Raw genomic sequence first — 14,477 nt, forward strand, 5'->3', positions numbered from 1 at the left:
TTACTTCTTCATCATGTCGAAGAATTCGGCGTTGTTCTTGGTCTTGCGCATCTTGTCGAGGATGAATTCCATGGCCTGGACATCGTCCATTTCGTGAATGAACTTGCGCAGTACCCAGATCTTTTGCAGCAGGTCTGCCTTGATGAGCAGTTCTTCGCGGCGGGTACCAGATTTGTTCAGGTTCATGGCCGGGTAGATGCGCTTTTCCGCCAGGCGGCGTTCCAGATGCACTTCGCAGTTGCCGGTGCCCTTGAATTCTTCGTAGATCACTTCATCCATGCGGCTGCCGGTTTCGATCAGCGCCGTTCCGATGATGGTCAGCGAACCGCCTTCTTCCAGGTTGCGCGCGGCGCCGAAGAAACGCTTGGGGCGTTGCAGGGCGTTGGCATCCACACCGCCGGTCAGCACTTTGCCGGAGGACGGCACGACCGTGTTGTAGGCACGCGCCAGGCGAGTAATGGAGTCCAGCACGATCACAACGTCGCGCTTCATTTCGACCAGGCGCTTGGCCTTTTCGATCACCATTTCCGCGACTTGCACGTGACGCGTCGCCGGTTCGTCGAAAGTCGAAGCCACGACTTCGCCACGCACCGTGCGCTGCATTTCAGTCACTTCTTCGGGACGCTCATCGACCAGCAGCACGATCATGTAGGCGTCGGGGTAGTTGGCCGTGATCGCATGGGCAATGTGCTGCATCATCACGGTCTTGCCCGACTTCGGGCTGGCGACGACCAGGGCGCGCTGGCCCTTGCCGATGGGCGCGAAGATGTCGAGGATACGGCCCGTCAGGTTCTCTTCGCTCTTGATGTCGCGTTCCAGGCGCATCGGAGAATCCGGGTGCAGCGGCGTCAGGTTCTCGAACATGATGCGGTGCTTGAGCACTTCGGGCGGCTGATCGTTGACACGATCGACCTTCACCAGGGCGAAATAGCGTTCGCCATCCTTGGGCACGCGCACTTCGCCTTCGATGGAGTCGCCGGTATGCAGGTTGAAGCGCCGGATCTGGGAGGGCGAGATATAGATATCGTCGGGGCTGGCCAGATAGGAGGTGTCGGGCGAACGCAGGAAGCCGAAACCATCGGGCAGCACTTCCAGCACGCCATCGCCAAAGATCTGCTCGCCTTGCTTGGCACGGCGCTTCATGATGGCGAACATCAGCTCTTGTTTGCGGAGCCGGTTGGCGTTGTCGATATCCAGGCTCGCGGCCATTTCCAGCAGCTGCGAGACGTGCAGCGCCTTCAGTTCATTCAGGTGCATGAGCGGAGAAAAGAGGGGATGGAAAGAAAGGACTTGTTCGTAAGAAGATGCTGGCCGGCGATAGAGGACGCCGAGCGCGTCGGGGCAGGGCCATGCTGGCCTGCCCCGTGACTGCGAATTACAGCGAGCTTTCGAGGAAAGCGGTCAGCTGGGCCTTCGAGACAGCGCCAACCTTGGTGGCGACGGCCTGGCCATCCTTGAACAGCATCAGCGTCGGGATGCCACGGATGCCATACTTGGCGGCGCTTTCAGGGTTGTCATCCACGTTCAGCTTGGCGATCGTGAGACGGCCGGCAAAGTCGCGGGCGACCTCTTCGAGGATGGGGGCGATCATTTTGCACGGACCACACCAGGCTGCCCAGTAATCGACCAGGACGGGTTGGGAGGACTTGAGGACGTCAGCGTCAAAGCTGGCGTCGCTGATGTGCTTGATGGCTTCACTCATGATGGATTCTCGTGGCGGGAAAGGCCGGGCGGGGCGCCAGGCCGTTTGGGTTTCCCATGAATAAGGTGATACTGATAGCTGTGAGCATAACACTGTATCGTGCCTTCTGGCAGCCTGTGCGGGCTGGAGAGGCGCGCCGAGTGTTGCTTGAGGGCGAACGAGGACAAGTTTGGCATGTAAAAGAGCGCAAGGCGCCGACTTTCCTTAAAATGTCTGTTTTTTTCCACAGTAGTCGGAGCAATTGCGTGGCGACACCGCGATATAACGAAGCATCCATCCGCGTCCTGAAAGGCCTGGAGCCGGTACGGCAGCGCCCGGGCATGTACACGCGCACCGAGAATCCGCTGCATATCCTCCAGGAAGTCATAGATAACGCGGCCGACGAAGCGCTGGCTGGCTTCGGCAAGCAGATCCAGGTGACTTTGCACCAGGATGGCAGCATGACGGTCGAGGACGACGGGCGCGGCATTCCGGTCGGCATGCACCCGGAAGAGCAGGCGCCAGTGGTGGAGCTGGTGTTCACGCGCCTGCACGCAGGCGGCAAGTTCGATAAACAGGATGGCGGCGCCTATGCGTTCTCCGGCGGCTTGCACGGGGTCGGGGTATCTGTCAGCAACGCGCTGTCCACGCGGCTGGAAGTGACGGTGTGGCGTGACGGCGGGGTGCATCGCATTGCCTTTGCCGGGGGCGAGCTGATCGAAGCGCTGGCGCCTTGCCCGGAGGCTGGCCGCAAGAAGTCGGGGACGCGAGTCCGGCTCTGGCCGGACAGCCGCTATTTCGACAGCGCCACGATTCCGCTCAACGAGCTGACCCACCTGTTGCGCAGCAAGGCGGTGCTGCTGCCAGGGGTGAAGGTTGTGCTCAAGGTGGAAAAAACCGGTGCGGTAACGACCTGGCGCTATGAAAACGGGCTGCATGATTACCTGGCCGAAGCGCTGGATGGCGCGGAGTTGCTGGTGCCGTTCTTCGAAGGCGGCGAGCATGCCGGCGCCGATGACGAGCATCATGCCCAGGGCGAGGGCGCCGACTGGGTGGTGGCCTGGACGGCCGAGGGCCAGGTGGCGCGCGAGTCCTATGTCAACCTGATCCCGACGACCGCCGGCGGCACGCATGAGGCGGGGCTGCGCGATGGCCTGTTCCAGGCGGTGAAGTCGTTCGTGGAATTGCACGGCCTGCTGCCCAAGGGCATCAAGCTATTGCCCGAGGATGTATTTGCACGTACCAGTTTTGTGTTGTCCGCCAAGGTGCTGGATCCTCAGTTCCAGGGCCAGATCAAGGAACGGCTGAACAGCCGGGATGCGGTTCGCTTGGTGTCGGGCTTCGTCAAGGGCGCACTGGATCTCTGGCTCAATTCCAATGTGGAGTATGGGCGCAAGCTCGCGGAACTGGCGATACGCCAGGCCCAGGCGCGCGTCCGTACCGCGCAGAAGGTGGAAAAGCGCAAAAGTTCCGGCGTGGCCGTCTTGCCAGGCAAGCTGACCGATTGCGAATCCAGCGATGTGTCGCGCACAGAGGTGTTTCTGGTCGAGGGCGACTCGGCCGGCGGCTCGGCCAAGATGGGGCGGGACAAATCCTTCCAGGCGGTGCTGCCGCTGCGCGGCAAGGTGCTCAATGCCTGGGAGGTCGAGCGTGACCGCCTGTTCGCCAACAATGAAATCCACGATATCTCCGTGGCCATTGGCGTGGATCCCCATGGCCCGGAAGACACGCCTGACCTGTCCGGCCTGCGTTATGGCCGCATCTGCATTTTGTCGGACGCCGACGTCGATGGCTCGCATATCCAGGTGTTGCTGCTGACCCTGTTCCTGCAACACTTTCCCCGACTGGTGGAAGCGGGACACATCTATGTGGCCCGGCCACCGCTGTTCCGGGTCGATGTGCCGGCGCAGGGCAAGCGGCCACCGCGCAAGATCTACTGCCTGGATCAGGGCGAACTGGACGGCCTGCTGGAAAAATTGCGCAAGGAAGGCGTGCGCGAGGATAGCTGGCGCATCAGCCGCTTCAAGGGGCTGGGCGAAATGAGCCCTGAGCATCTGTGGGAAACCACCATGAACCCGGACACCCGGCGCTTGCAGCGCGTGGCTTACGGGCCGCTGGGCCGTGACGATACCCGGCGCATGTTCAACATGCTGATGGGCAAGGGCGAAGCGGCGCAGCGCCGCAGCTGGATCGAAGACAAGGGCAACCTGGCCGAGCTGGATATATGACTGACGATTTCAACCCCAATTTTGATGAACGGGACGCCGACCAGGATCCGGATGGTGATCTGACGCTCGGGCTGTATGCCGAACAAGCCTATCTGGATTACGCCGTTTCCGTGGTGCGTGGCCGCGCCCTGCCCGAGGTGGGCGATGGCCAGAAACCGGTGCAGCGGCGCATTCTGTATGCCATGCATGCCATGGGCCTGCAGGCTGGCGCCAAACCGGTCAAGTCCGCGCGCGTGGTGGGCGACGTCCTGGGTAAATACCACCCGCACGGCGACCAGGCGGCCTATGACGCCCTGGTGCGCATGGCGCAGGATTTCACGCTGCGCTATCCGCTGATCGACGGCCAGGGCAATTTCGGGTCGCGCGATGGCGATAACGCAGCGGCCATGCGTTATACCGAAGCGCGTTTGACGCCTTTCGCGCGCCTGCTGCTCGATGAGCTGGATGAAGGCACGGTAGATTTCGGCCCCAACTATGACGGCAGCTATCAGGAACCGCTGATGTTGCCGGCGCGTTTGCCGGTCATGCTGCTCAACGGCGCATCGGGAATCGCAGTGGGTATGGCGACGGAAATCCCGTCGCATAACCTGGGCGAAGTTGCGCGTGCCAGTGTGGCCCTGCTGAAAAAGCCCAATCTGTCGGACGAAGAGCTTTATGAGATGGTGCCCGGCCCGGACTTTGCCGGTGGCGGCCAGATCATTACGCCGCCGGGGGACATTGCACAGATTTACCGTACCGGGCGGGGTTCCATCAAAGCGCGGGCGCGCTGGCACTATGAGGAAATGGCGCGCGGCCAGTGGCAGTTGGTGGTGACTGAATTGCCGCCGGGGACGTCCGGCCAGAAGGTGCTCGAGGAGATCGAGGACCTGACCAACCCCAAGCCCAAGGCAGGCAAGAAGGCGCTCAGCGCCGAGCAGCAGCAGACCAAGGCGCTGATGCTGAACCTGCTGGATACCGTGCGTGATGAGTCCGGCAAGGATGCGCCGGTGCGGCTGGTGTTTGCGCCCAAGTCGTCGCGCGTGGATCGCGAGGAGTTCGCGACGGCCCTGCTGGCGCGCACCAGCATGGAGGGCAATGCGGCCATCAATCTGGTCTGCATCGGGCTGGATGGCAGGCCGCGCCAGCGCTCGCTGCGCGAGATACTGACGGAATGGCTGGCGTTCCGCCGCGAAACCGTGATCCGGCGGACGGCCTTCCGGCGCGACAAGGTTGCCGACCGTATTCATGTGCTGGAAGGGCGCATGGTGGTCTATCTGGATGTGGACGCGGTCATTCAGACCATCCGCGATTCGGATACGCCGCGTGAGGCGCTGATGAAGCGTTTCAAGCTCAGCGAGCGGCAGGCCGACGACATCCTGGAAATGCGCCTGCGTCAGTTGGCGCGGCTGGAAGGCTTCAAAATCGAGCAGGAGCTGGCCGACAAGCGCAAGGAGCTGGAAAAATTGCAGGCCTTGCTGGATGATGAGGCGACGCTCAAGCGCGCCATCGTCAAGGAAATCGAAGCGGATGCCAAGCTTTATGGTGATGAACGCCGCACCCTGATCGAGCCGGCGGAGCGGGCCGTCATGGAAGCCAAGGTGCTCGATGAGCCGGTGACGGTCATCGTCTCTCAGCAGGGTTGGTTGCGTGCACGCCAGGGACATGGGCACGATGCCGCGCAATTCGGCTTCAAATCAGGGGACGCGCTGTATGGCGCTTTTGAATGCCGCACGACGGATACGCTGATCGCACTGAGCGACACCGGCAGGGCCTACAGCATTGCCGTCTCCAGCCTGCCTTCGGCGCGTGGCGACGGCGCGCCGGTAACCAGCATGATCGAACTGGAGCCGCGCAGCCGCATCATTCACATGTTCGCAGGCGCTCCGGACAGCCGGTGGGTGCTGGCCAGCGCCAGCGGCTACGGGTTCCAGATCAAACTGTCGGATGCCACCAGCAGGCAGCGTGCCGGCAAGCAATATGTCACGATCGAACCCGGCGACAGCCTGCTGGCCCCGGTGCCATGCGCTCCCGATGCGCGTTATCTGGCCTTGCTCTCGGAACAGGAGCGTCTGCTGGTCATTGAACTGGCTGAAGTGAAAAAGCTGGCTGCCGGTGGGCGCGGCACCATTCTGATGGGGCTGGACGCCAAGGACAGCATTGCCCAGATCGTTGCGGCCGGCGAAGGCGGCTTGCGCTTGTCGGGTATCTATCGCAAGAAGGAAGTGGAGGATGTCTTGGCCGGGGAAGGCCTGTTGGCCTATCTGGGCAAGCGTGCCCGCAAGGGCCGCCAGCTTGATGTCCGGCCGCGCCAACCGCGCTTGTGGGCGGTCGATGACGAGGAAGGCTTGGCGTAATCGCTAGGGCAGGTCCGCGTTGCCTGCACGGGGCAGTGGCGCTGTGAGCGCTGCTGCTCCGTGGGGGTAGGGTCAAAGCCTGCCTGCCGGTTCATGCCGGGGCGGCGCCAGCCAGCGCATGGTGGTGGTTTCGCCCATCAAATAGTCCTGGTTCAACTCAGCGACCGACCGCAGATAATCCCACAGCACCCGTACCCGAGTGACTTGCCGGTGTTCTGCCGGTGTGACCAGCCAGAAATTCCGGGTAATGCGCGCCTTGCCCGGCAACACAGGGATGAGGTCGGTGGCGTCCGCCGCCAGAAAGCAGGGCAGGACGGCCAACGCCTTGCCCTGGCGCGCCGCATGCAATTGGGCGATCACATTGGTGCTGCGCAGCGATACCCGCGACTGCGGCGCGATCTGCGCCAGATAGCTCAATTCCGCACTGAATACCAGATCATCCACATAGCCGGTCAACCGGTGCAAGGCCAGGTCGCGCAGGTTGCGAATGGGCGGATGCGTGGCGAGGTAGCGCGAGGTGGCGTAGAGCTGGAGCCGGTAGTCTGACAGCTTGCAAGCGACATAAGCCCCTGCTGCAGGCCGCTCAATGGTAATGGCCAGATCCGCTTCGCGCTTGGACAGATTGACGAAACGCGGCACAGCCAGCAGATCCACCACGATGTCACGATGTTGATCGCAGAAGTGCGCAAGGTGCGGCGCCAGAAAGGTGCAGCCAAAACCCTCGGTGGCACCGAGCCTGACCTGGCCGCTGATCGCCTGGGCATCGTTGCTGATATCGGATTCCATCGCGCCCAGGGTGGCTTCGATCTTTTCGATGTGATTCAGCAGTCGCGTGCCTTCAGGGGTCAATGCGTGACCTTGCGTGGTACGGCTGAACAGCAGCGAGCCGATTTCATTTTCCAGGCGGCGTAAACGCCGGGTAATGGTGGAGTGATCCATATCCAGCAGTTGTGCGGCATCCAGTGCCGTATGGGCACGGGCGACGGCCAGGAAAATGCGCAGGTTATCCCAGTTCAGGCGGGCTGGATTCATGATTTATTGTGCGTTGCCGCATAACGTCGTTGTGCATAAATGCAAAGTGGTGCTGCATATATTAGCTAACTTGCCCCAGAAACGCATCGCTATACTCGGTTCACAAAAAACAGGAATCCGGTACGCCGGCTATCCGATTGACAACCCGAGGAGACAACTATGGCAGCTTATTCCAAGCGTTGGGCGGCGCTCGCCCTGACGGCAGCGGCATGCGGTACTGCACAGGCCCAGATTTCGGACAATGTGGTCAAGATCGGTGTATTGACCGATATGGCCGGCCCGTATTCGGGCATGGGCGGGGCCGGTTCGGTGGTCGCCGCGCAAATGGCGGTGGAGGATTGTCTCAAGGCCGAATGCAAAGGCATGAACATCGAAGTGCTGTCGGCAGACAACCAGAACAAGGCAGATATCGCTTCCGCCAAGGCACGCGAATGGATGGATCGCGATCATGTCGATGCCTTCGTCGATCTGACCAATTCTGCCGGGGCGCTGGCGATCCAGAAATTGATACGCGAGAAGGGCGGCATTGCCATGTACAGCGGGCCGGCAACGGCGCTGTTGACCAATGACGAATGCGCGCCCAATGGCTTTCACTGGATGTTCGATACCTATTCCCAGGCTGCCGGCGCTGCCGCCGCCTTGACGCGGGAGGGGCGCAAGAAATGGTACTTCCTGACCGTGGACTATGCATTCGGCCACTCTCTTGAGAAAGAAGCCGGCGACATGGTGAAGGCCAATGGCGGCACCGTGGTCGGTGCGATCCGGCACCCGCTCAACAATAACGACTTTTCCTCGTTCCTCCTGCAGGCCCAGGCTTCGGGCGCGGATGTGATCGGTCTGGCCAATGGCGCCCAGGACACGATCAATGCCATCAAGACGGCTCAGGAATTCGGCATCGGCAGCGGTTCGCCCAGCATTGCGGCCTTGCTGATCTTCCTGTCCGATGTCCACGCGATGGGCCTGGATGCAGCACAGGGCCTGATTTTTGCCGATGGCTTCTATTGGGACATGGATGATCGGGCGCGGGAGTTTTCGACGCGTTTCGAGCAGCGCCACCGGGGTAACAAACCGACCATGGTGCAGGCGGGGGTGTACTCCAGCACGCTGCATTATCTGAAGTCGGTGGCCGCTGCGGGTACCGATGACTACAAGGTCGTAATGGAAAAAATGCGTGAGCTGCCGATTGACGATGCGGTGATGCGCAATGCCTCCATCCGTCCGGATGGCCGCGTCATTCACGATATGTATCTGTACCAGATCAAGACGCCTGCGGAGTCCAAGGGACCTTGGGACTACTACAAGCTGATTACCACCATTCCGGCTGACCTGGCCTTCAAGCCGCTGTCCGCCTCCACTTGCCCCCTGGTCCAGTAAGCACAACCTGGCCTGAACCTTCACACGGAGTATCACCATGAGTTCGCCGCAAACGGCTGTGCCGTGCATTCCGCATTTCATTGATGGCAAGCCTTATCCCTCCCGCAGCACCCAATGGCTTGATGTCACCAATCCCGCTACCCAGGAAGTGGTGGCGCAAGTACCGCTGGCAACACCGGAGGAGGTCGAGTTGGCCGTGGCCAGCGCGGTACGTGCTTTCCAGAGCTGGCGCAATACCTCGCTTGGAGCCCGGATGCGGGTGATGCTGCGCTTGCAGCAACTGATCCGCGAACATACTTCACAGCTGGCCGAGCTGATCACCCGGGAGCATGGCAAGACCCTGCCCGACGCCGAGGGTGAGGTGGCGCGGGGGCTGGAAGTGGTCGAGCATGCCTGCGCTATCACGACCCTCCAATTAGGGGAAATCGCCGAGAACGCAGCGACCGGGGTTGATGTCTATAGCCTGCTGCAGCCGCTGGGCGTCGGCGCCGGGATTACGGCATTCAACTTTCCGGTGATGTTGCCGTGCTTCATGTTTCCGATGGCTATCGCATGCGGCAACGCCTTCATCCTCAAGCCGTCCGAACAGGTGCCCAGTTCGACCATGCTGCTGGTGGAACTGGCCCATCAGGCGGGCGTGCCGCCGGGGGTGCTCAATGTCATACATGGCGGGGCCGATGTGGCCAACAGCCTGTGTGATCACCCGGATATCCGTGCTTTGTCGTTCATCGGTTCGACGGCGGTGGGCACCCATATCTATCGCCGCGCGACCGAGGCGGGCAAGCGGGTGCAGTCCATGATGGGCGCCAAGAACCATTGCATCGTCATGCCCGATGCGCATAAGGATCAGGCCATCAACAACCTGCTGGGTTCGGCCTTCGGGGCCGCAGGCCAGCGCTGCATGGCCAATTCGGTGGCTGTTCTGGTCGGCCAGGCGCGGGATTGGCTGCCGGAGATCGTGGCGCGCTCCCGTGCGCTGCGTGCCGGGCCGGGCATGGATCGTGAAGCGGATCTGGGGCCGTTGGTCAACCCCAGGGCACGGGCGCGTGTCGAGCGTCTGATTCAGTCCGGCGTCGAGCAGGGGGCGCAGCTTGAGCTGGATGGCCGGGGCTATCAGGTGCCTGGTTACGAACGCGGCAATTTTATCGGCCCCAGTGTGTTTTCCGGGGTGCGGCCAGGCATGGAAATCTATGACCAGGAAATTTTCGGGCCGGTGCTGTTGTTGGCCGGGACGGATTCCCTGGACGAGGCGATTGCCTTCATCAATGCCAATCCCAATGGCAATGGCACTTCCATCTTCACCAGCAGTGGCTGGGCCGCCCGCAAATTCCAGAATGAAATTGACGTTGGCCAGGTGGGTATCAATGTGCCAATTCCCGTGCCGGTTGCCTATTTCAGCTTTACCGGGTCGCGGGCCTCCAAGTTGGGCGATCTGGGCCCCAACGGCAAGCAGGCGATCAGCTTCTGGACACAGACCAAGACCGTGACGGCACGCTGGTTCCAGCAGGATGCGGAGGGCGGCAGCGTCAATACCACGATTGCCATGAAGTGATCGCCAAGGAGCAGACAATATGAAGATCGCATTCATCGGACTGGGCAATATGGGCTTGCCCATGGCCGTGAACCTGGTGGCAGCGGGCCATCAGGTGCATGGCTACGATTTGGCCGAAGCCGCCCTGGCAGCGTTCGCGGCAGCAGGGGGGCAGCGTAGCGGGTCGGTCAGCCAGGCGCTGGAGGGGGCGGAAGCTGTCATCACCATGCTACCGGCTTCACGGCATGTGGAAGCGTTGTATCTGGGCGCAGCGGGCGTGTTGGCCCAGGTGCCCGTGGGCACCTTGCTGGTGGATTGCTCCACCATCGCGCCAGCCGTGGCGCGCAAGGTCGCTGCGGCAGCCGCTGAAGCCGGCCACATCATGCTGGATGCGCCGGTTTCCGGGGGAACCGGTGGCGCCAAGGCGGGCACCCTGACGTTCATGGTTGGCGGCGAGGCGGCGGCGTTCGAGCGGGGCAGGCCTTTGCTGGAAGCCATGGGCAAGAATATTTTCCATGCCGGGGGCTGCGGCAGCGGCCAGACCGTCAAGGTATGCAACAACATGCTGTTGGGCATACTCATGGCGGGGACCAGCGAAGCCTTGCGGCTGGGCATCGCCAACGGCATGGACCCCCAAGTGCTGTCAGATGTCATGCTGCGCAGTTCAGGGCGTAACTGGACGCTGGAGGTTTACAACCCTTGCCCTGGGGTGATGGCGCAGGCGCCCGCGTCCCATGGCTATGCAGATGGATTCGGCGTCGATCTGATGTTGAAGGATCTCGGCCTGGCCCAGGAAAGCGCATTGGCGACCGGCACACCGACGCCGCTCGGTGCGCTGGCACGCAATTTGTACGATCTGCACAGCAAGGCCGGACATGGCCGACTGGATTTTTCCAGTATCTATAACCTGCTTGCATCCCAGGCCTGAGACAAGGCACCCGATAGAAGGATGAGGAAGGAGACAACTTTGGATTCAAACCATGACTACGTGCTGGAAACAGCAGGTCTGGCCAAGGAATTCAGGGGGTTTGTGGCGGTGGCCGGCGTCGATCTGAAGATTCGACGTGGCCACATCCATGCCCTGATAGGTCCCAATGGCGCGGGCAAGACAACCTGCTTCAACCTGTTGACCAAGTTCCTGACCCCGACGCGCGGCACCATCCGTTTCAACGGTGTCGATATCACCCGTGAAACACCGGCGCGTATCGCCCGGCAAGGAATCGTCCGTTCATTCCAGATATCTGCCGTATTCCCCCATCTGACTGTGCTGGACAATGTCCGGATCGCCATGCAGCGCCAGTTGGGCATGTCATTTCACTTTTGGCGCCCGTCGCGCGTGCTGGATCAGCTCAACAGTCGTGCCATGGCGCTGCTCGCGGAAATGGGGCTGGAGGACAGCGCGGGCATGATCGCCATCGAGCTTCCCTATGGCCGCAAACGCGCGCTGGAAATTGCGACCACGCTGGCGCTCGAACCGGAGTTGATGCTGCTCGACGAACCCACTCAGGGCATGGGGCATGAAGATGTCGAGCGGGTGATGGCCTTGATTCGCAAGGTGGCGCAGGGCCGGACCATCCTGATGGTAGAGCACAACATGAAAGTGGTGTCCGGTATCTGCGATCGCATTACCGTGCTGGCGCGTGGCGCGATATTGGCCGAAGGCGATTATGCCGCCGTCGCCAGTGATCCGCGCGTGGTCGAGGCCTATATGGGCGGTGCCGGGGAGCAATGACATGGGCATCGAATATCTGCGTATAACGAATTTGCATGCCTATTACGGCGAGTCTCATATCCTGCATGGCCTGGATATGAATGTCATGAAGGGGGAGTGCGTGACCTTGCTGGGCCGTAATGGCGCCGGCCGGACGACGGCGCTGCGAGCCATCATGGGCTTGACCGGGCGGCGTACGGGGTCCATTACGATCAACGGGAGCGAGGCGATTGATTTGCCGCCGCATCGTATTGCCCGCCTGGGCGTGGGCTACTGCCCGGAAGAACGCGGCATTTACGCCAGTCTCAACTGTGAGGAAAACCTGCTGCTGCCGCCCCGGGTCGGCAGTGGCGGCATGAGTGTCGAGGCGCTCTATGCGATGTTTCCCAATCTGTTGGAACGGCGGCATAGCCCTGCGGGCAAGCTCTCGGGAGGCGAGCAGCAGATGCTGGCGCTTGCCCGTATCCTGCGCACCGGCGCGCGGTTGCTTCTGCTCGACGAGATATCGGAAGGCCTGGCCCCGGTGATCGTGGCGCAATTGGGCCTGGTGATCCAGACGCTCAAGGGACAGGGCTACACCATTTTGCTGGTCGAGCAGAACGCCGCTTTTGCAGCGCCGCTGGCCGATCGCATGTACATCATCGAGCACGGCCAGGCCGTGGCCGAGCTGACACGCGAGGAACTGCCGCAACGGCAGGACCTGCTGCGCCGCTACCTGGGGGTATGAGCCATGATGGAACTCTTGGGCGTGCCATTGCCCGCGCTGATGGGGCAATTGTTGCTGGGGCTGGTCAACGGGGCGTTCTACGCCATGTTGAGCCTGGGGCTGGCCGTGATTTTCGGCTTGCTGAACATCATCAATTTTTCGCACGGGGCGCTCTACATGATGGGCGCCATGTTTGCCTGGATGGGCTTGCACTACCTGGGCATCAATTATTGGTGGTCGCTGTTGCTGGCGCCGCTGGCCGTAGGCCTGTTCGGCATGGTGATAGAGCGCACGCTGTTGCGGCGGCTCTATAAGCTGGATCATATCTACGGTTTGCTGCTGACGTTCGGGCTTGCCCTCATCCTGGAAGGTTTGTTTCGGGATGCCTACGGCGTATCGGGGCAGCCATACGCCATTCCGCCGCAACTGACTGGTGTCTTCAATCTGGGCTTCATGTTCCTGCCCAAGTACCGGCTCTGGGTAATTGTGGCGTCCTTGGCGGTGTGCCTGTTTACATGGTTCATGATCGAGCGGACGCGGTTGGGGGCATATCTGCGTGCCGCCACCGAAAACCCTGCGCTGACCCAGTCTTTCGGGATCAATGTGCCCATCATGGTGACGCTGACCTATGGCTTTGGCGTTGCACTGGCCGGACTTGCCGGGGTGCTTGCAGCACCGGTGCTGCAAGTCAGCCCGCTGATGGGGTCCAACCTCATCATTGTCGTGTTCGCCGTGGTGGTGATTGGCGGCATGGGTTCAATCATGGGGGCGATTCTCTCCGGGCTGGGGCTGGGAGTGATTGAAGGCCTGACCAAAGTGTTCTATCCGGAGGCATCGGCGACGGTCGTGTTCGTCATCATGGCCATTGTTCTGGTGCTGCGTCCGGCGGGCCTGTTCGGCAAGGAGGCGTCATGAAATTCAAGGCATCGCAGTTCCTCTATCTTGTCCTGTTGATCTTGGGGCTTTGCGCGCCGGCGCTGGTGTATCCCATTCTGATGATGAAGGTGTTGTGCTTCGCGTTGTTTGCGTGTGCATTCAATCTGATGCTGGGCTATACCGGATTGCTGTCGTTCGGCCATGCTGCCTTTTTTGGTTCAGCCGCCTATGTGGCAGGGCATGCGATCAAGGTCTGGTCCTTCGGACCGCTGGCGGGCGTGATCACGGGTACGCTCGTGGCTGCCGTGTTGGGGCTGATCATCGGTTTGCTGGCGATTCGCCGGCAGGGCATCTATTTTTCGATGATTACGCTGGCCTTGGCGCAAATGGTATTTTTTCTTTTCCTGCAAGCACCGTTTACGGGAGGGGAAGATGGTTTGCAAGGGGTCCCGCGCGGCACGATATTTGGCCTGGATCTCAATAGCGACATCAATCTCTACTATGTCGTGCTGGCGATCTTCGTCCTGGCGTTCGGCCTGATTTTCCGTATCGTCCATTCGCCATTTGGCGAAGTGCTCAAGGCGATCCGCGAGAACGAGCCTCGTGCGATTTCGCTGGGCTACGACGTGAGCCGCTACAAGCTCCTTGCGTTTGTCCTGTCAGCCGGGTTTGCCGGGCTGGCTGGTGCAACCAAGGTGCTGGTGTTCAAGTTCGCCACACTGACCGATGCGCATTGGCATATGTCCGGTGAAGTCGTGCTGATGACACTGGTGGGCGGGATGGGGACGCTGCTGGGGCCGGTCGTGGGCGCCGGCACCATCGTGACCTTGCAGAACGTGCTGGCGGATAAGGTGGGTTCGTTGGTGACGGTCATCATGGGCGTGATCTTTGTCCTGTGCGTACTGGCATTCCGGCGCGGGATCGTCGGTGAATTCCAGGCATTCGCCAGGCGTGTACTGCGCCAGCGTTGATGCGATACGGGCCGGCCAGGATGGCGGCCCGTAT

The 14,477-nt window shown here is 61.3% G+C and carries 12 protein-coding genes; 9 read left to right on the forward strand and 3 right to left on the reverse strand.

Annotated features, from left to right (window positions below; translation table 11 throughout):
- Both rho and trxA read right to left on the reverse strand, forming a co-directional pair.
- Entirely contained in the window at positions 1–1,257 is a 1,257-nt protein-coding gene (rho, locus tag ACNA1V_RS01030; protein ID WP_415831706.1) for a transcription termination factor Rho, read from the reverse strand.
- A gap of 118 nt (positions 1,258–1,375) precedes the next feature.
- Positions 1,376–1,702 carry a thioredoxin TrxA gene (gene trxA, locus ACNA1V_RS01035; RefSeq protein WP_415831707.1) on the reverse strand — a complete coding sequence of 109 codons (327 nt, stop codon included), beginning with the start codon at positions 1,700–1,702 and terminating at the stop codon, positions 1,376–1,378.
- Positions 1,703–1,911: 209 nt separating this feature from the next.
- Here trxA and parE point away from each other — a divergent pair, with 209 nt between their 5' ends.
- Together parE and parC are read left to right on the forward strand one after the other, a co-directional pair.
- Positions 1,912–3,909, forward strand: a complete 1,998-nt coding sequence (gene parE / locus ACNA1V_RS01040; RefSeq protein WP_462937396.1) for a DNA topoisomerase IV subunit B — start codon at positions 1,912–1,914, stop codon at positions 3,907–3,909.
- Positions 3,906–6,242, forward strand: coding sequence for a DNA topoisomerase IV subunit A (parC, locus tag ACNA1V_RS01045; protein WP_415831709.1), 2,337 nt, complete (start codon positions 3,906–3,908; stop codon positions 6,240–6,242). Before parE ends, parC begins: the two co-directional genes overlap by 4 nt.
- A gap of 72 nt (positions 6,243–6,314) precedes the next feature.
- Here the strand turns inward: parC and ACNA1V_RS01050 are convergent, their stop codons facing one another.
- Entirely contained in the window at positions 6,315–7,274 is a 960-nt protein-coding gene (locus ACNA1V_RS01050) for a LysR family transcriptional regulator (protein ID WP_415831710.1), read from the reverse strand.
- A gap of 159 nt (positions 7,275–7,433) precedes the next feature.
- On the opposite strand from ACNA1V_RS01050, the gene ACNA1V_RS01055 reads away from it, so the two are divergent.
- Genes ACNA1V_RS01055 through ACNA1V_RS01085 form a run of 7 tightly spaced genes read left to right on the forward strand, consistent with a single transcriptional unit; the run spans position 7,434 to position 14,443 of the window.
- Positions 7,434–8,648: an ABC transporter substrate-binding protein gene (locus tag ACNA1V_RS01055; protein WP_415831711.1), complete on the forward strand. Its 1,215-nt coding sequence runs from the start codon at positions 7,434–7,436 to the stop codon at positions 8,646–8,648.
- A gap of 37 nt (positions 8,649–8,685) precedes the next feature.
- Entirely contained in the window at positions 8,686–10,200 is a 1,515-nt protein-coding gene (locus ACNA1V_RS01060) for a CoA-acylating methylmalonate-semialdehyde dehydrogenase (RefSeq protein ID WP_415831712.1), read from the forward strand.
- Positions 10,201–10,219: 19 nt separating this feature from the next.
- Positions 10,220–11,107, forward strand: a complete 888-nt coding sequence (mmsB, locus tag ACNA1V_RS01065) for a 3-hydroxyisobutyrate dehydrogenase (RefSeq protein WP_415831713.1) — start codon at positions 10,220–10,222, stop codon at positions 11,105–11,107.
- 39 nt (positions 11,108–11,146) lie between these two features.
- On the forward strand, positions 11,147–11,911 hold the full coding sequence (locus ACNA1V_RS01070; protein WP_415831714.1) for an ABC transporter ATP-binding protein: 765 nt from the start codon (positions 11,147–11,149) through the stop codon (positions 11,909–11,911).
- Position 11,912: 1 nt separating this feature from the next.
- Positions 11,913–12,617, forward strand: a complete 705-nt coding sequence (locus tag ACNA1V_RS01075; protein WP_415831715.1) for an ABC transporter ATP-binding protein — start codon at positions 11,913–11,915, stop codon at positions 12,615–12,617.
- Between the two features lie 6 nt (positions 12,618–12,623).
- Entirely contained in the window at positions 12,624–13,511 is an 888-nt protein-coding gene (locus ACNA1V_RS01080) for a branched-chain amino acid ABC transporter permease (RefSeq protein WP_415831771.1), read from the forward strand.
- Positions 13,508–14,443 (forward strand): branched-chain amino acid ABC transporter permease, encoded by a 936-nt coding sequence (locus ACNA1V_RS01085; protein ID WP_415831716.1) that lies wholly within the window; start codon positions 13,508–13,510, stop codon positions 14,441–14,443. Before ACNA1V_RS01080 ends, ACNA1V_RS01085 begins: the two co-directional genes overlap by 4 nt.
- Positions 14,444–14,477: the final 34 nt, after the last annotated feature.

This window comes from Kerstersia similis, assembly GCF_965139615.1.
Lineage (GTDB): Bacteria > Pseudomonadota > Gammaproteobacteria > Burkholderiales > Burkholderiaceae_B > Kerstersia > Kerstersia similis.

Excerpts from the sequence above, each read along its gene's own strand:
- mmsB (WP_415831713.1), top strand. The coding sequence starts at position 10,220 with ATGAAGATCGCATTCATCGGACTGGGCAATATGGGCTTGCCCATGGCC.
- parC (WP_415831709.1), top strand. The coding sequence starts at position 3,906 with ATGACTGACGATTTCAACCCCAATTTTGATGAACGGGACGCCGACCAG.
- rho (WP_415831706.1), bottom strand. The coding sequence starts at position 1,257 with ATGCACCTGAATGAACTGAAGGCGCTGCACGTCTCGCAGCTGCTGGAA.
- ACNA1V_RS01075 (WP_415831715.1), top strand. The coding sequence starts at position 11,913 with ATGGGCATCGAATATCTGCGTATAACGAATTTGCATGCCTATTACGGC.
- ACNA1V_RS01085 (WP_415831716.1), top strand. The coding sequence starts at position 13,508 with ATGAAATTCAAGGCATCGCAGTTCCTCTATCTTGTCCTGTTGATCTTG.
- ACNA1V_RS01055 (WP_415831711.1), top strand. The coding sequence starts at position 7,434 with ATGGCAGCTTATTCCAAGCGTTGGGCGGCGCTCGCCCTGACGGCAGCG.
- ACNA1V_RS01050 (WP_415831710.1), bottom strand. The coding sequence starts at position 7,274 with ATGAATCCAGCCCGCCTGAACTGGGATAACCTGCGCATTTTCCTGGCC.
- ACNA1V_RS01060 (WP_415831712.1), top strand. The coding sequence starts at position 8,686 with ATGAGTTCGCCGCAAACGGCTGTGCCGTGCATTCCGCATTTCATTGAT.
- ACNA1V_RS01080 (WP_415831771.1), top strand. The coding sequence starts at position 12,624 with ATGGAACTCTTGGGCGTGCCATTGCCCGCGCTGATGGGGCAATTGTTG.
- trxA (WP_415831707.1), bottom strand. The coding sequence starts at position 1,702 with ATGAGTGAAGCCATCAAGCACATCAGCGACGCCAGCTTTGACGCTGAC.
- parE (WP_462937396.1), top strand. The coding sequence starts at position 1,912 with ATGTCTGTTTTTTTCCACAGTAGTCGGAGCAATTGCGTGGCGACACCG.